This window comes from Terrirubrum flagellatum (assembly GCF_022059845.1).
Taxonomy (GTDB): Bacteria; Pseudomonadota; Alphaproteobacteria; order Rhizobiales; family Beijerinckiaceae; genus Terrirubrum; species Terrirubrum flagellatum.
In genome coordinates, this window is sequence record NZ_CP091851.1 from 3231784 (window position 1) to 3253833 (window position 22050).

Consider the following 22050-nt stretch of genomic DNA (forward strand, 5'->3'; position numbering starts at 1 on the left):
CTTTGCGCCGACGATCCCTAGAATTTCGAGTCAGCCTGCTTCTGCGCTTCCGCCAGCGCTATTTTGGGATCGGCCCCGGCGACGAGAACCTTTTCGAGCGCCTCCATGACCGTGCGCATGATCGGGCCGGTGTCGACCTCGCGCCCAGGGATCAGCGTGCTCCTTGATTTGACGGCGAGTTCGGCGAATGTCTCGGCCCAGGGATTGGCGGCGCGAAACGCCTCCGTAATCGGAACATCCGTGGCGAGCGCATCAGGGCCGGACGCGTCCCGCAGCGCCTGTTGGCCGTCCGGGCTCACGAGCCACGCCAGGAATTCGATCGCGGCTTTCTGTTTCTTGCTATGCGTGCTTACGCCAACAAATATCTGCTGATGCGCGCCTGGATGCTCGAAGGGCAGCGGCGCCGCATAAAGATCCTTCGCAGCCAGCGCGCCGCCGGACGCGATGTTGAGCGTCCCTCCGCTATTGTCGATGCTGAATGCGACCTTGCTCTCCTTAAAGCGCGTGCGCTGCGTCGGCATCGTGTCGCCGATCGGAATGATCTTCGCATCATACATCTTCTTGAAGGCGGCCATCGCTGCGATCGCCTGTGGCGTGTTGATGGTGAGCTTGCCCTTGCCGTCGACCCAATTCACGCCATAACCATACGCCCAGTTCTGGAAGTCCATGAACCAGCCGCCAAAATCCGCGATCTGATGGCGCGATGTGAATCCGATCGCGCCAGTCGCCGCCGTTACAGCCTTCGACGCGGCGATCAGTTCGTCCAAATTCGATGGCGGCTTGACTTTAGCCGCATCGAGAAGCGGTTTGTTATAGATCAGCGCATAGACCGCGCGCTGCCAGGCGACGCCGACCCGCTTGCCGTTAATCACGCCATTGTCGTTCGTGCGGTTGAGGTTCTTGACACCCTCGACCGCCTTGCTCACATCGACGAGATAGCCCGCGTCCGCAATCGAATAGAAAAGCCCCTCCTGCATCATGGCGATATCGGGCCCAAGCCCCGCGCCGAATTCCGTCGTCATCTTGTTATCGAATTCGGATGAGGGAATGGCCTCCTGTTCAAGCGTGACATGCGGCGCGACCTGCTTGTATTTAAGCAAGGCGTTCCAGAGGTTTTTGCCACGCAACGCATCGACCCATTGCGAGTTTGCGATGACGAGCGTCACCGGCTCCTTGGCGCTTTGCGCGAGCGCGATTTGGCCGGAAGCTGCGGCGCCCGAAACCGCGAGCATGGCGAGTGCGAAGGACCGCCGACTGTTCAATCGAAACGCCATTTGAACCCCTCCGTTGAAATCGCGCCGATGATTGATGTGATAGCAAGAACCAGGCCTGTCAGAACGCTCACACCAGGACGCGATGCGGCTCCAACGGCGTGTGACAGCTCATATTTTCTGCGCCCGCCGCAGTCACCAGATAGCAATCGCCAACATTGCAACCCGCGACTTCGGGCTCCAGCCATTGCGAATGCAGAACAAAGGTCATGCCCTCTTCCAACCTGTCATGATTGTTGGAGGCTATGTTGTAGTTGGCGAATTTCGGCATCGAGACTGCATGGCCGACATTGGGATTATGGGGGCCTGCCGTCGCCGGATAAACATGCATCAGCTTCCGGCCCTGACGCTCCCAATCCTCGTCAGGCACATATTTGCGCGGCGCCAATCGAGGGCTGCCGTCTTCAAGCGACTGCCAGTTGTAGGGCATCGTCCGGCTGTCGCTCGATGTGAGATAACCGCGCGCAATGTAAGGTTCAAAGGAAGCGTTGGCGACGTCCGACACGAGCGCGCCGGGCTTCACTTTTGCTGCAGCCTTCTTCACGCCCTCGACGCACATTTCCAGCACCTCTTCCTGCTTGTCGGTGATGGCGCCGACGGCGATCATCCGTGCGATCTGCGCGCTATATCCGTGATAGGCGACGCTGGAGATGTAGAGATTGATGAGATCGCCGCTCCTGACGACATGGCCATAAGGCTTGCCGCAGTGAGTGCCATAGCGATTGATTCCGATCTGATAGCCGTCGCCCGTTTCTCCCCCGCGCGACATCTGCGCGTAGGTGAAGGCCGCGTAGATTTCATGATCGGTGACGCCCGGCCTGATCACATGGCAGGCGGCCTCGACGCCGATGCAGGCCAGTTGCGCGGCCGCCCGCACAATCGCCTGCTCCCGGGGCGAGCGCACGCGCTGCATGCGGTCGATAATGGCGTCCGCGTTTTGAAACGAACATTGGCCGAGCTGGCCTTTAAGCCCTTCCCAATAGGGCTTCGATGTCGCATCGCCGATCAGCCCGATCTGCGCAGTCGCAAAGCCTTGCTTGTTCAGAAATTGAGCTACGGCTTCGACGACTTTGTCTGTCGTCTTGCCCGGCCGGTTGTAGGTCTCACGCCCCCAGGTGCCGACCTGCCAGATGTCCTCGACAAGAAGCGGCTCGCCGGCAGGCGGCAGCAGCACGGAGCTGCTGTAGAAAGAGAACAGGGTCAGCGGTTGATCTTCGTCGGTGGGGATGACGAGAACGCCCTCGCGCGCCCAGTCGCAGATATAGCGCAGGCAGGAGTTCGACGTGTGATACCAGCCGATCGTGTCGGCGTGAACGAGAAGCAGGTCGTGGCCGGCGACTGTGGCTTCACGCCTGATGCGGCGCAGCCGGTCGATGAATTCTGATTCCGGCAATGGATTTACGGGCTGAAACTCGAAGCTCGGCGTGAAACCCTCAAGCAACGATTCAAATCTCCTCGCATGGAGAGGAGGGCGACCGCCTTCGAACTGTCGTGGGACTGCCGTCATCGTCGCCTCTGGGATGGCGCGGAAATTTCGAGCAGCGTAGATCGTGAAACTTATTTTGCATAGGCGTCGGCGTCGCCCGAATATTGATCAATCGCGTAAATATTACGCGTTTTCGACGTTTCGAAGCTCAAATCGCAAAAATATTACAAGCTGAGATTCGCTCAGTTTAGCTATATATCTTTGAAATGATATCTCTTTCCAAATGGAATCGAGATTCGATCTTGCGTCAAAATGATTTGCTTCGCCAGCTTATCAATCCTGCTGATCGATCGGGGCTGCCTTGACGACGCGCAGCGGGCCAAATTGGCGCGAACGGCTTTGCGCAATCTTGAAACAATTATTTCAGAGCTGGCGGCCGCCCGGCGAAATATCTGCATGGCCAAGTCAGCGCTCTGTAAAGCGCCAAAACTGGCCTTTCAAACGGCCGATTCGTTGAGTCTCTGAGTGAAATCGAAGACGGCGCCGCAGATATTGCGCTACGCGATGGCTCAGGAAATGGCCCGACTTCCGGATCGGCGCGGCTTCCAGATCCATACGCCAGCCGCACGCCTACTGTTCGGCGTTCAGCAGTTTAGGATCGATATTGCCTTCGAGGCTGTCGAACATCGACTGCGCAAAATCGATCAGTTCGTCCGACGCCAGCTGCGCAGCCTTCTTGTTCCGATCCACGATCGCGCCAAGCAATGCGAGATGGCAGTCAATCGTTCGCGCTAAACCCACAGCGCCTCCGAGATGAGTGAGATGCACGTTGCCGGTGCGGCGAAAGATCGTGTGGAGCGGTCTGAGCGTGCGTTCGAGAAACGGCTCTGCGGCGGCGTCGATCAGGATCGCATCGAGCTGGCGATCGTAAGTGTTGAACTCCTGGACATCCATGCCGGGCCGGCGCTCGCGGATGACGGCTCCCAGATGAAGAAGGCGGTTGCGCTGGTTGGCGTCGAGCCGTTCGGTGGCGAGCTCGGCGACGAAGCGATCCAATTCACGACGCAATTGCAGCAGGCGCCGGTCGCGTTGCAGGTCGATCGGGCTGATCTGCAGCCCGTCGCGCGGCCTGATCGCAATCAGCGTCTCGGCTGCGAGGCGGCGCACCGCCTGATGCACAGGCGTGCGGCCGAGCTTCACCAGCTCCTGAATCTCTTTCGTGGTGATGCTCGCGCCGGGAGCGACCCGGCAATGGACAATCAGATCTTCGATACGGTCATACGCGACCGTCGCAAGGCTGTCGGCGCCGCTCGCGACAGGCGCAGCCTTTCCGGGCCGTAACGATTGCGCCGGCTTTCTCCCCCGTGATTTATCGGCCGGAGCCGCGCGCTTATGAATCGACATCGCTGCTTTCCTCGCCTGCAGACGGTAACATCGGCGGGCCGCTTGCGCATACTGGAATATAGTGATATTTCACTGAATATCAATTAATGGAGCCGCCGCGGAACGAGCGGCGAGCCGGGGAGGAGTTATCATGAAGCTGTTTCCACGCAGATCGACTTTGGCCGCCATCGCCTTGGCCGCAGCGGGGCTGCTGCCGTCAGGCGCGCCAATCGCGCTTGCGCAGGGCAAGACGACGATCACCTTCGCCGGCGTGACCTTCACCGAAGCGGGCCGCGGCGATCGCCTGCGTTCGTGGGTCGACAAGTACAACAAATCTCAGGACAAGATCGAGGTGCAGACGATCGGCCTGCCCTTCGCCACCTTCGCCAACACCATGTTCACGCAAATGGGCGGCGGCGGCGGGCCTGACATCATCCGTTTCGATACGATCGACTTCTACGCTGCGGTTCCCGCCGGGCGCGTCCTGCCGTTCGATGACTATATCAAGGACAGCGACTACAAGTTCAGCGCGCCGAACGACTATCTCAAGGTGAATGGCAAGCGCTACGGCGTCGCCTTCGAGATCTCCAATTATGTCATGATGTATAATCCCGCTCTGCTGAAAGACGGCAAGGTCCCCGCGACGTTTGACGAATTGCTCGCGATCGCCAAAAGCGCGAGCGGCGGCGGCAATTTCGGCTATGCCTATCGCGCGACCATGGCCGAGCGGAACGGCTTCTGGCAGGATCTCTGCAACTTCGTCTTCGGATTTGGCGGCCGCTGGGGCGACGGAACGAATCTCACGCTCAACAGCCCGAAGGTGATCGAGGGCGTCGCCGCCTACAAGCGCATGTATGACAGCGGCGCGATCCCGCGCGGCGCGGACGCGGCCACCTATCGCCGCATGTTCTGGGAGGGAAAGGTCGCCATCGAGATCGACAATGGCGGCGTCGCCGGCATCTTCAACCAGCAGGCGCCGAATCTCCAGTTCCTCGCGGCCCCCTCGCCTTTCCCGACGCGCGCCCAGGGTCTCATCCTCGCGCCGCTGACCGTCAACGCCAACACGAAGAACAAGGACGCCGCTTTCGCCTTCGTGAAATGGGCGCTGCAGCCTGAAAATCAGAAGGATCTGCAGGACATTCTCGGCGCCTCCAGCGTCGCGACGGTCGTGCCGCGTTCGGCCGACGATCTCGCGAAGAAGCCATGGCTCAAGATCTATGACGATCAGACGCCGAACGCGGTGCCGCAGCTTGTCGCTGGCTTCGAGGTGCGCACGCCGGAATTGCAGCAGATCATCATCGAGCAGGTGCTTAAGGTCCTGCAGGGCGGAATGGACCCGAAGAAAGCGATGGACGAAGCGCAGGAGCTCGCTGTCGCGAAGATGAAGAAATAGCTGAGCGCTGACCATCTCTGACGCTCGGCCTTAGGCCGGGCGTCGATCCAGCGAGCGAGCGCACGATGTCCGCCGGCGATCCCCAAGGAAAGTCACTGGTTCCGAGATGGACGCCCTACGCGTTCATGGCGCCAGTGTTCTTCTATCTTCTGTTTCTCGATTTCATTCCGCTCCTGAACGAGCTCTATCTCAGCTTCACCTCAACATCGCTGTTGACGCCCGCCAATCATATCTGGGTCGGCCTCGACAACTATCGCGAGCTGTTTCGGAACGCGGACTTCCTGCACTCGATCTGGATCACGGCGATCTACACCATCGCCTGTGTGGTCTTCGCGATCGGCATCGGACTTATCGCAGCTCTTCTTCTCGACGCGCCTTTCAGGGGCCGCGCCGTCGCGCGCGTGCTGGTGACCTTGCCATGGGCCGCGCCGCCGGTCGCCGTCGCGCTGATCTTCACCTGGATCTACAACGCGCAGTACGGCGTATTCAACTATGTCCAGAAGCTGATGGGCTTCGACGCCTTCGAGAACTGGCTTGACACGCCGAACCGCGCGCTGATTGCGATCCTTATCGCCACGATCTGGCAGATATTTCCCTTTTCGTCCGTCGTCATTCTCGCGGCTTTGCAGGGCGTGCCGCGCGAACTACGGGAGTCCGCGGCCATCGACGGCGCGGGTCCCTGGGCCATCTTCAAGGCCGTCGTTTGGCCTACGATCCTTCCGACCGTGATGATCCTCGCTCTGTTTGTGACGATCTGGTCGCTGCGCCGTTTCGATCTGATCTGGCTGTTGACGCAGGGCGGTCCGATCGGCGCGACGAACACGCTGGTCATCGACCTCTATCGCAGGGCGTTCGTCTATCGCGATCTCGGCGCCGGCGCGTCGGTCGGCATGATCGGTCTGTCGATCGCGCTTGCGGTGACGATGGTCCATTACCGTCTCAGCCGCCGCTTCGGCGCCGCGGGAGCGTGAAACAATGACTGCGCTCCCGACCCCGCTCCGCATCAGCGCCGTTGTTCTTCTACTCGCGCTCGCCGGATTCCCCTTTTACTGGATGTTCGTGACGTCGCTGACGCCATCGTCGGACCTCTTTGCATCGACGCCCAATTTCCTGCCGAAATGGGGAGAGGCCGGCGTTTATCGCGAGGCGTTCGAGAAAATTCCCGTTGCGACCTGGCTTCTGAACTCACTGATCGTCGCCGGCGGCACCACCTTCCTGTCGCTCGCGATCGCGCTTTTCCCCGCCTATGCGCTGTCGCGTTTCAAATTCACCGGGAAGGGCGTCATAGGGCTATCGCTGTTTGCGACACAGATGCTGCCGGAAGCGATGCTCGTCGTGCCGCTCTATGCGCTGTTCGGGCAGCTCAAGATTCTCAACACGCTGACAGCACTCATTCTCGCCAATACGGCTTTCACGGTGCCGGTGGTCGTCTGGATCCTGAAGGGCGCCATCGATGGCGTGCCTGAAGAGATCGAGGAAGCCGCGCGCATCGATGGCTGTTCCCAGGCCGGGTTGGTCTGGTGCATCGTGCTGCCGCTGATTGCGCCTACGCTGGCGGCCGCCGCCGTCATCGCGTTCTTCCACGGCTGGAACGAATATGTGTTCGCACAGACTCTTGTCTCCAGCGAGAGCCTGCGCACGGCGTCCGTTGGACTCGCCGGTTTCGTGGGCGAATTGTCGACACCGATCCACACGGTTATGTCGATCGCGATGATCTACACGGTTCCTGCGATCATCTTCTATCTCTTTGTGCAGAAATACGTCGTGAGCGGCATGACCGCCGGCGGCGTGAAAGGCTGATTTCCATGAAGATTACGAAGATCGAGACGCTGCGCACCGAAGAGTTCGCGAACGTCATCTGGGTTCACGTCCACACGGACGCTGGAATCGTCGGCCTTGGCGAGACCTTCTATGGCGCCGGCGCAGTCGAAGCGCATATCCATGATACGCTGTCGGTTCGCCTGCTCGGCAGGAACCCGCTGCACATCGAGGCGCTGCATCGCGAGATGCTCAATCTGCCGATGGCGCAGTCATCAACGGGCGTCGAATATCGCGCGGCGTCCGCGATCGATATCGCGCTCTGGGATATTTTCGGAAAGGCCTGCAAGCAGCCCGTTCATCAGATGTTGGGCGGTCTCTGCCGCGACAAACAACGAATTTACAACACCTGCGCGGGCTACAAATATGTGCGTTCGACCCAGATCAGGCCGGTGTCGAACTGGAACATGGGCGAGGCGGAGGGGCCCTACGAAGACCTCGACGGCTTCATGAACCGCGCCGATCAGCTCGCGGAAAGCCTGCTGGAAGAAGGCGTGACGGCGATGAAGATCTGGCCGTTCGATCCCGCAGCGAATGAAAATCAGGGTTGCCACATCACGACGGAGCAACTGAAGGCCGCGCTCGCCCCCTTCGAGAAAATTCGCAAAGCGGTTGGCGACAAGATGGAGATCATGGTCGAGTTCCACTCGCTGTGGAATCTGCCGATGGCGAAGAGGCTCGCCAAGGCGATCGAGCCCTATAAGCCAACCTGGTACGAAGATCCGATCCGGATGAACTCGCCGCAGGCGCTTGCTGAATATGCGCGATCGACCGATGTTTGGGTCTGCGCCAGCGAGACGCTGGGTTCGCGTTTTCCCTACAAAGATATGCTCGATCGCGACGCCACGCATGTCGTCATGGTCGATCTCTGCTGGTCGGGCGGGCTGACCGAGGGACGCAAGATCGCTTCGATGGCGGAGACTTATCATCGTCCGTTCGCGCCGCACGACTGCATCGGGCCGGTCGGCTTCATCGCCGGAATCCACGCCTCCTTCTCCCAGCCGAATACGCTCATCCAGGAGAGCGTGCGCGCCTTCTACAAGGGCTGGTACAACGAACTCGTCACAACGATGCCCGTGATCAAGGACGGCTATGTCTATCCCATGGAAGGCTACGGCCTTGGCGTCGAGTTGCTGCCGCAGGTCTATGAAAGGAAAGACCTCACGGCGCGGTGTTCAACGCTGTAATATTCTGAATGGCTTTGACCTTCCATCTATTTCGACGGGCGCAAAATGACAGTTGACCTCTTCAGGCTCGATGGGCGTGCAGCGCTTGTGACGGGTTCGGCTCGCGGGCTCGGCTTTGCGATCGCGGAAGGGCTTGCTGCGGCCGGCGCGCGCGTCATCGTCAACGGCACCACCGAAGCGGGCGCGACGAAGGCTGCTGCGACATTGATGGCGAAAGGCCTCAAGGCGGACGCGGCCGCGTTTGACGTCACCAATGAGGCGGCGGTCGCCGCGGCCTTCTCGCGCTTCGACGAAACGGACCTCGAAATCGACATCCTCGTCAACAACGCCGGCATCCAGTTGCGCAAGCCGATGGTCGAACTGTCGACGGCGGAATGGCAAAAAGTTCTGGATGTGAATCTCACCAGCGCATTCGTCGTCGGGCGGGAGGCGGCTAAGCGCATGATTCCGCGTGGCCGCGGCAAGATCATCAATATCGGATCGCTGACGAGCGCGCTGGCCCGCGCCACCGTCGCGCCCTATACGGTGGCGAAAGGCGGCATCAAAATGCTGACGCAAGCGATGACGGCCGAGTGGGCCGCCCATGGCGTTCAGGCCAACGCGATCGGCCCAGGCTACATGCTCACCGACATGAATAAGGCGCTGGTCGAAAATCCATCGTTCGACGCCTGGGTCAAAGGCCGCACGCCAGCGAAACGCTGGGGCAAACCGGAAGAGTTGATTGGCGCCGCCGTCTTTCTCGCCTCGTCCGCCAGCGATTATGTCAACGGCCAGATCATCTATGTCGATGGCGGCATGATCTCCGTTCTGTAAGCCGAGATATCGCAGCGAGAATTGTCATGAAGATTGTCTTTCACGGCGCCAACGCCGCCAATTTCCGCACCGGCTTTGAAGCGATGCTGCAAGGCGATCATGTCATCGCCGATCTTTCCGACGCGCTCGGCCGGTCCGGCGAACGCGAACAGTACGAAGCTGCTGATATCATCATCGGAATCAAGCTTGGCGCGACAGACGCTGTTCCGCTGAACGCGAAATTATATCACGCACCCGCTGCGGGAACGGACGCCATCGATCGCTCGCGCCTGCCCGCCGGCGCCAGGCTCTGCAACTGCTTCGGGCATGAAGACGCCATCGCCGAATATGTGATGACGGCGCTGTTGCTGCGGCATGTTCCGATTCCGCGCGCAGACGAGCGCTTGCGGCAGGGCGAATGGGACTATTGGGCCGGCCGCCCGGGCGCGCTCAGGACAGAACTTGGAGCGCAAACGATCGGCCTCCTCGGCTACGGGCATATCGGAAAGGCCGTGGCGGCCCGCGCCAAGGCGTTCGGCATGCGTGTTTCCGTCGCGAACCGCTCGTCGATTCCGCGCGACGCGCTCATCGACGAGAGCTTCACGCTCAATCGGTTGAAGGAATTCATGAGCAGCGCCGACGCCATTGTCGTGTCGCTGCCGCTGACCGAGAATACACGCGGCGTCATCGCGGCGGCGGAGCTGGCAGCCATGCGACCGGACGCGATGATCATCAATGTCGGCCGCGGCCTCGTCATCGATGAGCAGGCGCTTTATGACGCTCTGGCTGGCCGGCGCATCGGCGGCGCGATCATCGACACCTGGTACGATTATCCCTCGCCCGAAACGCCGTCGCGCCAGCCTTCAAAACTGCCATTCAACACACTCTCCAACGTGGTGATGACGCCGCATATGAGCGGATGGACGGAAGGCACCGTTCGCCGTCGTCAGCAGACAATAGCCGGGAACATCAATCGCCTCGCGCGCGGCGAACCGCTGATCAACGTGATCGGCTGATTCAGAACGTTTTAGAGATGCTCGCGAAAATGCGCCGCCACAGAGGCGTAGACACGGCGAACATGATCCGGCCGGATGAAGCCGTGCCCGGCATAGGTGAAGCGCTCATAGGCGACCTTCTTCTGCCGGAGTGAAAGCGCTTCGCTGAACTGGTCGCTTTCATGCATCGGCACGCGCGGATCGCGATCGCCGTGCAGAAGCAGCATGGGCGCGACGACGCGGTCGATGTGATGAATGGGCGAGATTTTCTGGAACAGGTCGTCATCGACGCCAGGAAAACCGTATTCACGCGCGCGATGGTCGCGCCGCCAGGGGCCGGTGCGCTCGAGCAACGTGACGAAATCGGCGATGCCGTAATAATCCACCGCGGCCTTCCACAGTTCGGGCTGCAGCGTGACCGCCGCGAGCACGGCCCAGCCGCCATAGGATTGGCCCATGATGCCGATTCTATCGGGATTGATGTCGGGCTGGGCGGCGAGCCAGGCGCGGCCGGCGGCGAGGTCCGCCATGAAATCAGGCCGCTTCTCGACCTCGTCGGCCTCCATGTAGGCGCGGCCATAGCCGGTGCTGCCGCGCGCGTTCGGCATCAGCACGGCGAAGCCCTGTGAGAGCAGCATCTGGATGTCGGGCCGGAAATTCGCGCGGGTCTGGGAAGCCGGGCCGCCATGCACCCACATCACAGCGGGAAACCCGCCGTCGGGCGCAGGTCCGCGCGGAAGCGCATACCAGCCGGGGATGCGCAGCCCGTCGAAGCTCGTCCATTCCACCAGTTCGGGTTCGATCAGGCTCTTTCGATCGATGCCGGAAGCAGCCATCGGATCTGCGATCGGAATTGGCGCCGCCGCGCCTTCGCGCCAGAGCCAGAGGCCGGGCGGCGTGGTCGGCCCCTGGACGGTGAAGGCCAGCGCCGTATTGTGCGGCGACCAGGCGAGATCGGCCACGACGCCCTCGGGCAAGCCGGAGATCACTGGCCGCTCGCCATCGACCGGCCCGACGCGCAGAACAGCGTAGCCGCGATCATTCTCGATCGTCGCCAGCATTTTCTCGTCTGATGACAGCGACCAGGCCTCCACTTCGCGGCCGGGAGCCTCAAAGACCACGGCGCTGACGCCGGTCTCCGGATCGATGCGGCAGAGGCGCATCATGTCAGCGCCCGCGTCGCTCAGCGCCATCAGGACGGCGCCTTTCTCTACCCAGCGAACGGAGGCGAAGCGCGCGGGAGCGGCGAGCGGCAGGGAGCGAGCGGCGCCTGTTTTGGCGTCCACAATCCAGAGGCGGAAGTCCGAGCTGCTGTGATCCTCGATCACCACCAGCCGCGCCAAGTCAGGCGTCCAGCTCGGCGCGGTCAGGATTCCCTTGCCCTTCAGCAGGCGCGTGCGCGCGCCCGTCGCGAGATCCATCAAGCTGATGTCGAAGAAGCATTCGTCGCGATCATTGACGGCGTAGGCGATGCGCGCGCCGTCGGCGGACCACGCGCCGAACTCATGGATCGCCTCAGGCGCATCCGTCAAAGCGCGGGGTTCGGCCCCGGGCTCCAGCAGCCAGAATTGCTGGCGCTCATCGCCGCCCGCGTCGATGCCCCAGATCAACCGGTCATCGGCAGGGCAACGGCGCAGGAAGGCCACTTTCTCGTCGTGACGGCTCAATTGTCTGGCGTTGCCGCCATCGAGATCCATCGCCCAGACCTGCGGCAAGCCGGGGCCGCGCAAATGGAACAGCGTGCGTCCGTCCTTCGAGAAGGCGGGCGTGGTGGCGGCTCCGATCTGCACCCAAGCGTCAGTTGGAACGGGCATGCGATATCCTTCCGCAGAACAAGCTCGTCTTATTCTCGGCCCTTAGCCCTGCAGCGAAACTGATCAGGCCGTCACCTGGGCGAACCGGCCGTCACATTGGCGGAGGAGCGCAAGCATCACAAACGACCTGGACGCAGCCCGGGGTTGAATTTGGCCTGCTGTCCAAGGCCAATCCCCGCAATACGATGTTTGAAGCTATGCGGAGCGAACGCGCGTCCACGGATCAGGATAGCCTTTTCGTGATCGCCGCGGCCGTTCGACCTGGACCGCCCGTGCTGGCGTGGCCCCAAAATTGATTCCATAGTTTGATCGCCGAGTTGGGAGGCTGAAATGGCTCATGCGTTGCGCGCCGCTCTTGTCATGCTGCTGCTGTCGGTCGTGGGCGGGCATGCGGCCACACCACGCGACGCATTGGTCATCGCATGGAATCTGGATGCGCTGATCACGTTCGATCCGCCCCAGATCGGCGAGGTGAACGGCAACGACATCATCGTTGGCAATGTCTGCTCGACGCTCGTCCAGTACGACCCGAAGGACGCGTCGAAGATCGTCCCGGGAATGGCGGAGAGCTGGTCAAGCTCGCCGGACGGGCTGACGCTGACGTTCAAGCTGCGGAGCGATCTGAAATTCCCAGATGGAACGCCCGCCACCGCCGAGGACGCGGCATGGTCGATGCAAAGGGCCGTGCTGCTGGGATATTTCTCCAGCGCGACGCTGACCCAATGGGGCTTCAACAAGGATCAGATCGCCGACCAAATTCAGGCGACTGATGCGCGCACCGTGGTTCTGAAACTGACGAAGCCCTACCCGGCCCCGCTGCTTTTGTCCGCAGCGTTCGCCAACAACAACGTCTCCGTGATCATGAGCAAGGCGCTCGGCACGAAGAATGCGAAGACCATCGACGGCAGGTCCGATCTCGGCAACGCCTTCTTCAAGACAGCGCCGATCTGCGTGGGCCCCTATCACGTCACGCGCTGGGACGCGAACGATGTCGTGATCCTGGAGCGGAACGAAAATTATTTCGGACCCAAGCCCGGCCTGCGGCGCATCATCATTCGCCATGTGCCCGAGTCCAGCGCGCAACGGCTGCTGCTGGAGAAGGGCGACATCGATGTCGCTCGCCTCCTGAACACGGATGATCTGAAAGCGCTGGAGTCCAACAAGGACATCCATATCGAGCAGACCTTGATGCAGGGCGTGACCTATCTCGCGCTCAATACGCTCGACCCGATCCTCGCAAATCCCAAGGTGCGTGAGGCGTTCCGCTATCTCATCGACTATGATGGGTTGACCAACACGATCCTCCCCTACAAAGGCACGCCGCGCGCCAGTCTCGTGCCGGAAGGCGCGTTCGGCGCGCTCGATCGCAAGGAGGGACAGCCTTTCTCGCTTGATCTCGCGAAGGCGAAGCAACTGCTGACCGAAGCTGGCTACCCCAACGGCTTCAGCAAGAAGATGATCCTGTCGGCCAACGACATCAATCCCGCGATCGCCCAGCATGTCGCAGCCAATGCGGCGAAGGTCGGCGTCAAGCTCGAACTGGAGCAGATGGCCGACGCCAATCTCTTCACACGCGGCCGCAATCGCGATTTCGAAGTGCAATTGGTGGGCTGGGGCGCCGGCTATCCCGACGCCGACGCCATGATCTCCCGCCACGCCACTGATCCCGATCCGCGCGCGGAGGCGAAGCTGGTCGGCTATCCCGTGTGGCGCACAGGCTGGCAGGACCTTGCGATCAACGACAAGGCGGAAGCCGCGCGGCTGGAGCAGGACCCGGCGAAACGGGTTGCCATCTACAAGGACATTCAGAACTTCATGCTGCATAACGGCCCGATGGCCTACATCTATCAGACCATCCGTCCGATCGCCGTGCGCGCCTCTGTGAAGGACTTTGTCATCGCGCCGTTCGGCGTGAATTATGGAAGCGCTTCGAAATAAGTTCGATGCGCCTCTCAGGCCTGAAGGCTGTCGCGCAGCAAGCGAGTTCAGTGTTCACAACGCTGTTCGGCTTGCTCGCGCTGACGTTTTTCATGGGTCGCATGCTGCCCAACGACCCCGTGCTGGCGATCGTAGGCAATCAGGCCGATCAATCCACTTACGACATGGTGCATCGCCAGCTCGGGCTGGATAAGCCGCTTTACACCCAGTTCTACCTCTATATGCGTTCGATGCTCTCGGGCGATTTCGGCAATGCGCTGTTCACCGGCCATCGCGTCGCTGACGATCTGATGAAAGTGTTTCCGGCAACCGTCGAACTCGCCACTTTCGCCATCATCATTGGAGTCGGCGTCGGCGTGCCGCTTGGCGTTCTCGCGGCGGTGTATCGTGGTGGATTCATCGATCACGTCGCCCGCGTGGTCGGATTGCTGGGATATTCGAGCCCGGCTTTCTGGCTGGGCTTGATGGGTTTGATCCTGTTCTACTCCACGCTCGGCTGGGTGGGCGGTCCCGGACGTCTGGACGTCTCTTTCATCGACAGCATCGATACTCGCACCGGCTTCATGACCATCGACGCGCTATGGGCAGGCGACATGGATGTGTTCTGGAACGCGGTCAGCCATATCGTGTTGCCCGGTTCGATCCTGGGCTACGGCTCCATGGCCTATATCAGCCGCATGACGCGCAGCTTCATGCTGGAGCAGCTCGCGCAGGAATATGTCGTGGCGGCGCGCGTGAAGGGCCTGTCGCGCTGGGCGGTGATCCGCCGTCACGCCTTTCGCAACATCCTCGTGCAGCTCATCACCGTCATCGCCCTCGCCTACGCTTTCCTGCTGGAAGGCGCGGTGTTGACCGAGACCGTTTTCGCCTGGCCCGGTTTCGGCCGCTATCTCGTCACCGGCCTGCTGGCTGGCGATATGAATGCGGTGCTGGCCTGTGTGCTGATCGTCGGCGTCATCTTCATCGGACTGAATCTGACGACGGACCTGCTGTATCGCCTGCTGGATCCACGCACGCGATGATGGCGCAGGAGAGCAGCGAAGGTTCGACCTTTTACGCGTGGCTGACCGCTGACGTCACCACGTCGCCGTCGCAGGCCAGGCTGCAGCGGGCGTATTTCGGCTGGCGACGCTTGTGCAGCAACCGGCTCACTGTATTCGGAATGATCGTGCTGCTCTTGCTGGTGATCATCGCCGCACTGGCGCCTGTCATCGCGCCAGAGGGCTATGACGCGCAAAGCCTGCAAAACCGGTTGGCCCCGCCCAGCGCCGCGCACTGGTTCGGCACGGATGACCTCGGCCGCGACGTCTTTGCTCGCCTGGTCTTTGGCGCGCGCGTCACGCTCATGATCGCGTGTCTGGTCGCGGTGATCGCAGCGCCGCTCGGCCTCATGATTGGCGCCATCTCCGGCTATTTCGGCGGCTGGGCGGACACGGCGCTGATGCGCATCAACGACGTCTTTCTTTCATTTCCCGGCCTGATTCTGGCGCTGGGTTTTGTCGCTGCGCTGGGACCGGGCATCCGTAACGCCGTCATCGCCATCGCCTTGACCGCCTGGCCGCCCATCGCACGGCTGGCGCGCGCGGAAACGCTGACATTGCGCAATGCCGATTATGTCGCAGCCGTGCGCATCCAGGGCGCGTCCGCGTTGCGCATTATATTGCGCCATATCGTGCCGATGTGCCTGCCATCGGTCATTGTGCGCATCACGCTCAACATGGCCGGCATCATCATCACCGCTGCAGGGCTGGGCTTTCTCGGCCTTGGCGCGCAGCCGCCGATGCCGGAATGGGGATCGATGCTGTCCAGCGGGCGCGCCCATCTCAGCGGCGCCTGGTGGATTTCCGCCGTGCCGGGCCTCGCGATCCTGATCACCAGCCTTGCTTTCAACCTGCTGGGGGACGGGCTGCGCGACGTGCTCGATCCAAGGTCGGCCGCGTGACTCCGCAACTGGTCGTCGAGGATTTGCGGGTGCGCTTCGAGACGGAGCATCGGGTGGTGGAGGCCGTGCGCGGCGTGTCCTTCACCGTCGGGCGTGAGAAGGTCGGCATTGTCGGCGAATCCGGCTCCGGCAAATCCATGACCGGGCGCGCTATCCTGCGCCTTTCGCCGTCGCAGTCGCAGGTGACGGCGAAGACGCTGCGATTCCAGGAGATCGATCTGCAGGCCTGCACCGAGCGGCAAATGCTGAAGGTGCGGGGCCGCCGCATTTCGATGATCATGCAGGATCCGAAATTCGCGCTCGATCCTGTCATGCGCGTTGGCGATCAGATCGCTGAAGCCATCCCCGCTGAACGCCGCGGCGGGCGCATGGAGGATCAGGAGCGCGTTCTCGCGATGCTGGACTCTGTGCAGATCCGCGATCCCAAGCGGGTGTTCGATCTCTATCCGCACGAAGTCTCCGGCGGCATGGGCCAGCGCATCATGATCGCCATGATGCTGATGCCCGAACCATCTCTGCTGATTGCGGACGAGCCGACCTCCGCGCTCGACGTGACGGTGCGCATGCGCGTGCTGGCCATCCTCGACGAACTGGCGTCACAGCGCGATCTCGGCCTGATCTTCATCAGCCACGATCTCAATCTGGTCGCCTCATTCTGCCACCGCGTGCTGATCATGTATGCGGGCCGCATCGTCGAGGAATGCGCGGCAAGCGAGCTGGCTCATGCGCAGCATCCTTACACGCGCGGGCTGCTCGCATCGCTGCCGCGCGTGGGCGACACGCGGCCCAGGCTGCCGGTGCTGACACGCGACCCGGCCTGGTTTTCCCGGTGATATCGGTCAAAAACCTGCGCGTCAGCTTCGGCGCACAAGGCGCGATGCGCGCCGTCGACGACATCTCGTTCCATGTGGCTGCGGAGGAAACGTTCGGTCTCGTCGGCGAATCCGGCTGCGGCAAATCAACCTTGCTGCGCGTGCTGTGCGGATTGAATCGCAACTGGCAGGGCGAGATCAGCATCGCCGGCGAGTCCATGACTCCCAATCGCAGCCGCGCCTTCTTCAAGAATGTGCAGATGGTGTTCCAGGACCCGTATGGCTCCTTACATCCGCGACACACCGTGAACACGATGCTGATGGAGCCGCTCTCCATCCATCGCATGGACCGCGCCGATTTTCGCATCGCGGAAATGCTGGAGCGGGTTGGATTAGGCCCTGCGTTCCGCTACCGCTATCCTCATCAGCTCTCCGGCGGCCAGCGCCAGCGCCTCGCTATCGCCCGCGCGCTCATTCTCGAACCGAAGATTCTGCTGCTGGACGAGCCGACCTCGGCGCTCGACGTCTCCGTGCAGGCGGAAATCCTGAATCTGCTGAAAGACATCAGGCAAACCAGCCAATTGACCTGCATTCTGGTCAGTCACGATCTCGCAGTGATCTCATATATGTGCGAACGGATCGGCGTGATGAACCACGGCAAGATCCTGGAGGAGCTATCTGCCGCGCAATTGAACAGCAACGCCGGCCATGATCCCTACACCACGCAGTTGCTGACCGCGAGCCGGGGCTATGATCGCGCGCTGGCGAACGCATTGCCCGACTGACGCTGACGCGCTGAGTTCAAGCCGCTCCGGGAATGACTTCGGCCTGAAGCGCGGCCGGGCCGGCAAAGCAGCCTTCACCGCCCCGGCTTTGAATCGCGCTCGTCCTTGCGCGACAGGCGCTCGATGAGCAGATCGAAGAATCCCTCCGCATCGATATTCTGCATCACCTCTGCGTTGATGGGTCTGTCTCCCTTGCCGTAAAAATCCGCGTAGGTATGCCCGCTCGTCACGCCCTGCGTCGCGACTCCGACAGCGGCCGGCCGTCCCTTGAACAAGTCAGGGCGAAGCAGCCAAGCGATGACTGTCGCATCATGCAAGGGACCTCCCGGACGGCCGAAACGCGCGTGATCACTGCGATCGAACGCGGAAATCAGCGACGCAAGAGCCTTCGCCGGCGCTCCTCCCAAGCGGCGCAATCTTGCGAGATGATCTTCAGTCATCAACGCCTGGAACGTCACATCGAGCGGCATCATGACGACGGGAACGCCAGATGTGAACACGATCTCCGCGGCGTGAGGATCGGCGAGAATGTTGAATTCAGCCCATGGCGCGCGATTGCCAAGCGCCGAAAAAGCGCCGCCCATCATCACGATCCGATCAATTCCGCGCTGCGCCTGTTCGTCATGCAACAGCGCCAACGCGACATTTGTCAGCGGCGCCATGCAGCAAAGCGTGATCGTCTCTCCTTTCGCGGCGGCGGCACAGGCCTCTCGCACGATGAACTGCACCGCATGACCCTCAGCAAGCGGGATTGCCGGCGGCGGCAGCAACTCATCGCTGAAAGCGCCGATATGCACGTATTTGCCGAATATCTGCGGCCTCACCAGCGGGCCGGGGCAGCCTGCATAAATCGGGAGTTTGGGTCGTCCGGCAAGCTCGGCGATCTTGCAGGCGTTGCGCGTCGTCGCCGCGAGAGGAACATTTCCGCCGACGACGCTCAACCCGAGAACGTCGAGCTCCGGAGACGCGAGCGCAAGCAGGATCGCCGCGGAATCGTCGACGCCCGGATCGCAATCGATGATGATGCGGCGCTTCACGCGGCCACCGCATAGCGTGCGAGTCGTTCAGAGATGAGCGCGAACACGCCATCCGCGTCGACCTTCGAGACGATCTGCGCGTTCGGCGTCTCGCCGGACTTGTTCCACCAGTCGGCGATGGTCTGCCCCATCGAGACTTCGCTCTCATGCTGCACGAAGACGCGCGCCTGTTCGGTCTTGAACAGGTCCGGCCTCAGCAAATAAACGATCACGAGCGGATCATGCAGCGGGCCGCCAAGCGAGCCATAGCGCGCGACGTCCTTGCGATCCCAGAAAGTCAGGAGATCGGCAACCAGTTCGGCGACCCGGCCGCCGACCGAGCGGATTTTCGCGATGCGCTCGGGCGTGGCGATCGCCTGATGAGTGGCGTCGAGAGACTGAACGATAACAGGAATATCGCTGGAAAAGACGATATGAGCGGCGTGCGGATCGACGAGAATGTTGAATTCCGACGTCATCGTGCGATTGCCGGCTTCGCGGAAAGCGCCGCCCATCATCACGATGCGCTCGATCCCGGCTGCGACCTCCGGCCCGTGCCGCAGCGCGACCGCGATATTCGTCAACGGCCCCAGCGTGCAAAGCGTGATCTTGCGGCCGGTTCGCCCCGCCTCCGTCAGCGTGTCGACGAGAAAGCGCACGGCGTGCGTAGCTTCCTGCTTCTTCGACGGATCAGGCAAGTTCGCCGATCCCAATCCCTTGACGCCGCTGAATTGCCCGCGAATAGGCGCGCGCATCAAAGGCCGGAAGCAACCGGAATAGACCGGAGTTTCCGGACGGCCCGCCAGCTCGCAAATCTGCAGCGCGTTCCTGACCGTGCGCTCAAGCGGCGCATTTCCCGACACGACGGAAATTCCGAGAATATCCAGTTCCGGCGACGCAAGCGCGGTCAGGATGGCCACGGTGTCGTCGATGCCGGGATCGCAATCGATGATGACAGGAGCAGGCGTCACATTTTCCTCTGGCGAAAGCGAAAAATCTTTCAATGATCAAGCGCGCCAATCGAGACAAGAACCTCGCGCACGTCGCGTCGCGCATTCTCGTCGAGCGGCGCCTGCGGCGCGATCGGATCGCCGACAGCGAAGCCCTGCATGGCGAGGCCCGCCTTGATGCAGGCGGCCAGCGAATATTTCGCAAAGACCTCGTTGAGCCGCCACAGACGCGATTGCAGCGCCATCGCCTGCGGCCATGCGCCTTGTCGGGCGAGATCATAGAGCTCGACGCTCTGCCGCGGCGCGACGCAGGCCGGCCCCGCCATCCAGCCGACGCCGCCAATCATCATCACGCAGACGGGGATATGCGCCGACGCGGCGAACACATCGAGACGGCCGCGCGTGCGCTCGATGATGGAGAGAAGCCGGCCGGTGTTGCTCGACGCGTCCTTGATGTAGCGGATATTTCCGACTTCGCTCAGGCGCTGGATCACCGGCAGCGAGAGATCGGAGCGCTGGAATTGCGGGTTTGTGTAGAGGGTGACCGGCAGTTCGCCAGCAGCTGCGGCGATCGCGCGGAAATATTTTTCTACCCCATCATCCGAGATCGGGAAATAAGCTTCGAGGATGGCGAGGACGCCATTGGCGCCCAGCCGAACCATCTCGCGCGTCTGCTCGACCGCGTCGCGGATCGTGGTCGCGGCGACGCCAGCGACGACAGGAATTCGCTTTCGCGTCGCCTCGACCACCGTCCGCACGATCTCGTAGCGCTGGCTCTGCTGGAGATAGGCGAACTCGCCAGTGCTGCCGAGAGGCGTCAGGCCATGCACGCCGCTGGCGATGAGATGCTCGACGAGATCAGCAAGCGCCGCATGCCGCACCTGGCCGTCTTCATCGACCGGAGAGACAAGATAGGGAAAGACGCCTTTGAACTCAGCCATTCGCTTTCGCTCCTGGAGTCCGCCGATCACTGCGCGTTGCGGACATCCGCGGCCAGCGTGTAGCCGTCGGTTCTGCCGCCATAGGAGAGACCCGAGCGCATGGCCCAGCTTGCGCCGAGGAAGAACAGCGGGATCACGCCGTGATCCTTCATTCCAATCTCCATCGCGCTCTGCAGAAGCTTTTCGCGCGCGGCTTCATCGATGGTCGACAGTGCGCCGCTCAGCGCCTTGTCGAAAGCCGGATTCGAATAGCGACCGCGATTGCCCTGCCCGGTGGTCGGGCTGTAGGTCGCGAGCAGCGGGCCGAGCACGCTCGCAGCTTCACCCGTTTCGACGGCTGCGCCGCCCATGATGAAGCTGAATTCGAGCTTTGAAGCGCGCGAGAAATAGACGCTGCCCGGCATCACGTCGATCGAAGCCTTGACGCCGATGCGATTCAGCATCTGGCCGATCGCCTGGGCGACCTTGGAGTCGTTGGGATAACGATCATTGGACGCGTGGAATGTCAGCTTGAAGCCGTTGGGATAGCCGCCCGCCGCAAGCAGCTCCTTCGCCTTGTTCGGGTCATAGCCGTCGACGCCGATCGCAGGCGACCAGCCGAAATAGCCCTTGGGGACAAGCTGGCCGGCAGACTCGCCCTGCCCATCCATGATGCGATCGACGATAGCCTGCCGATTGATCGACAGCGAAATGGCGTGACGCACCTCTGGCTTGAGCAGAGGATTCTTGCCGTCATCGCCTGCTGCGAAAGGCGAGATGTCGCGGCTCTGGTCCATATGCAGATACATGACGCGATTGCTCGCGACCGTGACGATCTTCAGCTTGGAATCGCTCTCGATGTTCTTGATGTCGGAGGTGGGCACCCCTTCAATCATGTCGACATCGCCCGCCTTCAAGGCGGCCACGCGCGCGCCGCTGTCGGCGATGACGCGGAAAGTGACCTTGTCCCACGCGGCCTTCGGCCCCCAGTATTTATCGTTCCTTGCCAGGACGATCTGATTGTCGGGCGTCCAGGACACGAATTTGAGTGGGCCAGTGCCAACAACGCCTTTGCCGGAGTTGAGATCGGCGGTCGGGCGCTCCAGCATCGCGGCCGGCAGAATCGCGATGCGGCTGAGATTGTTCAGCAGCAGGGGCGCAGGCGCCTTCGTTCTGATGCGGACGGTCAGGTCGTCGATGGGCTCGACCTTCGCAATCTCCTCGACATAGGGCATGAAGGAGCTCGGGCTGTTGCGCGAAGCAAGCGGCACGCGCGCAATACTCGCCACGATGTCAGCGCTCGTGAGCGGGCTGCCGTCATGAAACACGACGCCGCGCCGCAGCTTGAATTCCCAGGTCGTGTCGTCGATCAGCGTCCACGCCGTCGCCAGCGCCGGCTTCAACTGCTGTCTTTCGTCCTGATTGACGAGCCCGTCGAAGATATTGCGCGCCATCGCGCTGTTCGGGCCGACGACATAGAATTGCGGATCCATCGATGTCGGCGTCGCCGCGAGTCCGATGCGCAAATCAGCGGCCGAGGCGTGCGAGAATGCGAAAGCGGCGATGGCGACGGCCGCAGCGCGGAGAATTCTCATCAGACGCTTCTTC

General features: G+C 61.8%; 20 protein-coding genes. 12 read left to right on the forward strand and 8 right to left on the reverse strand.

Annotated elements, in window-relative coordinates; genetic code table 11:
* Positions 1-17: 17 nt before the first annotated feature.
* Both L8F45_RS15620 and L8F45_RS15625 read right to left on the reverse strand, forming a co-directional pair.
* Positions 18-1274 (reverse strand): ABC transporter substrate-binding protein, encoded by a 1257-nt coding sequence (locus L8F45_RS15620; RefSeq protein WP_342358803.1) that lies wholly within the window; start codon positions 1272-1274, stop codon positions 18-20.
* A 67-nt stretch (positions 1275-1341) separates the two neighbouring features.
* A complete protein-coding gene (locus L8F45_RS15625; RefSeq protein WP_342358804.1) occupies positions 1342-2778 on the reverse strand; it encodes a M24 family metallopeptidase in 1437 nt (478 codons plus the stop codon).
* A gap of 231 nt (positions 2779-3009) precedes the next feature.
* Here L8F45_RS15625 and L8F45_RS15630 point away from each other — a divergent pair, with 231 nt between their 5' ends.
* Positions 3010-3222 (forward strand): hypothetical protein, encoded by a 213-nt coding sequence (locus L8F45_RS15630; RefSeq protein ID WP_342358805.1) that lies wholly within the window; start codon positions 3010-3012, stop codon positions 3220-3222.
* 105 nt (positions 3223-3327) lie between these two features.
* Here L8F45_RS15630 and L8F45_RS15635 read toward each other — a convergent pair whose 3' ends face one another.
* Positions 3328-4101: a GntR family transcriptional regulator gene (locus L8F45_RS15635; protein WP_342358806.1), complete on the reverse strand. Its 774-nt coding sequence runs from the start codon at positions 4099-4101 to the stop codon at positions 3328-3330.
* Positions 4102-4231: 130 nt separating this feature from the next.
* Here L8F45_RS15635 and L8F45_RS15640 point away from each other — a divergent pair, with 130 nt between their 5' ends.
* The 6 genes from L8F45_RS15640 (at position 4232) to L8F45_RS15665 (ending at position 10286) form a co-directional block, all read left to right on the forward strand.
* Positions 4232-5473 (forward strand): ABC transporter substrate-binding protein, encoded by a 1242-nt coding sequence (locus L8F45_RS15640; protein WP_342358807.1) that lies wholly within the window; start codon positions 4232-4234, stop codon positions 5471-5473.
* A gap of 65 nt (positions 5474-5538) precedes the next feature.
* Positions 5539-6444 (forward strand): carbohydrate ABC transporter permease, encoded by a 906-nt coding sequence (locus L8F45_RS15645; RefSeq protein ID WP_342358808.1) that lies wholly within the window; start codon positions 5539-5541, stop codon positions 6442-6444.
* A 4-nt stretch (positions 6445-6448) separates the two neighbouring features.
* Entirely contained in the window at positions 6449-7273 is an 825-nt protein-coding gene (locus L8F45_RS15650) for a carbohydrate ABC transporter permease (protein WP_342358809.1), read from the forward strand.
* Positions 7274-7278: 5 nt separating this feature from the next.
* Positions 7279-8478: a mandelate racemase/muconate lactonizing enzyme family protein gene (locus L8F45_RS15655; RefSeq protein WP_342358810.1), complete on the forward strand. Its 1200-nt coding sequence runs from the start codon at positions 7279-7281 to the stop codon at positions 8476-8478.
* A gap of 45 nt (positions 8479-8523) precedes the next feature.
* Positions 8524-9291: an SDR family oxidoreductase gene (locus L8F45_RS15660; RefSeq protein WP_342358811.1), complete on the forward strand. Its 768-nt coding sequence runs from the start codon at positions 8524-8526 to the stop codon at positions 9289-9291.
* 26 nt (positions 9292-9317) lie between these two features.
* On the forward strand, positions 9318-10286 hold the full coding sequence (locus tag L8F45_RS15665) for a 2-hydroxyacid dehydrogenase (RefSeq protein WP_342358812.1): 969 nt from the start codon (positions 9318-9320) through the stop codon (positions 10284-10286).
* Between the two features lie 11 nt (positions 10287-10297).
* Here L8F45_RS15665 and L8F45_RS15670 read toward each other — a convergent pair whose 3' ends face one another.
* A complete protein-coding gene (locus tag L8F45_RS15670; RefSeq protein ID WP_342358813.1) occupies positions 10298-12079 on the reverse strand; it encodes a S9 family peptidase in 1782 nt (593 codons plus the stop codon).
* Positions 12080-12409: 330 nt separating this feature from the next.
* Here L8F45_RS15670 and L8F45_RS15675 point away from each other — a divergent pair, with 330 nt between their 5' ends.
* From L8F45_RS15675 to L8F45_RS15695, 5 genes are read left to right on the forward strand one after another with little or no spacing between them, the layout of a single operon-like run.
* Complete coding sequence (locus L8F45_RS15675) at positions 12410-14017, forward strand: ABC transporter substrate-binding protein (RefSeq protein ID WP_342358814.1); 1608 nt, start codon at positions 12410-12412, stop codon at positions 14015-14017.
* Complete coding sequence (locus tag L8F45_RS15680; RefSeq protein ID WP_342363458.1) at positions 14014-15039, forward strand: ABC transporter permease; 1026 nt, start codon at positions 14014-14016, stop codon at positions 15037-15039. The genes L8F45_RS15675 and L8F45_RS15680 overlap by 4 nt, the downstream gene beginning before the upstream one ends.
* Complete coding sequence (locus L8F45_RS15685; protein WP_425329927.1) at positions 15036-15959, forward strand: ABC transporter permease; 924 nt, start codon at positions 15036-15038, stop codon at positions 15957-15959. The genes L8F45_RS15680 and L8F45_RS15685 overlap by 4 nt, the downstream gene beginning before the upstream one ends.
* Positions 15956-16792, forward strand: a complete 837-nt coding sequence (locus L8F45_RS15690; protein WP_342358815.1) for an ABC transporter ATP-binding protein — start codon at positions 15956-15958, stop codon at positions 16790-16792. The genes L8F45_RS15685 and L8F45_RS15690 overlap by 4 nt, the downstream gene beginning before the upstream one ends.
* A complete protein-coding gene (locus L8F45_RS15695; RefSeq protein ID WP_342358816.1) occupies positions 16789-17556 on the forward strand; it encodes an ABC transporter ATP-binding protein in 768 nt (255 codons plus the stop codon). The genes L8F45_RS15690 and L8F45_RS15695 overlap by 4 nt, the downstream gene beginning before the upstream one ends.
* A 74-nt stretch (positions 17557-17630) precedes the next feature.
* On the opposite strand, the gene L8F45_RS15700 is transcribed toward L8F45_RS15695, so the two are convergent.
* From L8F45_RS15700 to L8F45_RS15715, 4 genes are read right to left on the reverse strand one after another with little or no spacing between them, the layout of a single operon-like run.
* Positions 17631-18593: a nucleoside hydrolase gene (locus tag L8F45_RS15700; protein ID WP_342358817.1), complete on the reverse strand. Its 963-nt coding sequence runs from the start codon at positions 18591-18593 to the stop codon at positions 17631-17633.
* Entirely contained in the window at positions 18590-19543 is a 954-nt protein-coding gene (locus tag L8F45_RS15705; RefSeq protein WP_342358818.1) for a nucleoside hydrolase, read from the reverse strand. The genes L8F45_RS15700 and L8F45_RS15705 overlap by 4 nt, the downstream gene beginning before the upstream one ends.
* A 29-nt stretch (positions 19544-19572) precedes the next feature.
* Complete coding sequence (locus L8F45_RS15710) at positions 19573-20463, reverse strand: dihydrodipicolinate synthase family protein (RefSeq protein WP_342358819.1); 891 nt, start codon at positions 20461-20463, stop codon at positions 19573-19575.
* 26 nt (positions 20464-20489) lie between these two features.
* Positions 20490-22037: an ABC transporter substrate-binding protein gene (locus L8F45_RS15715; RefSeq protein WP_342358820.1), complete on the reverse strand. Its 1548-nt coding sequence runs from the start codon at positions 22035-22037 to the stop codon at positions 20490-20492.
* Positions 22038-22050 lie beyond the last annotated feature (13 nt).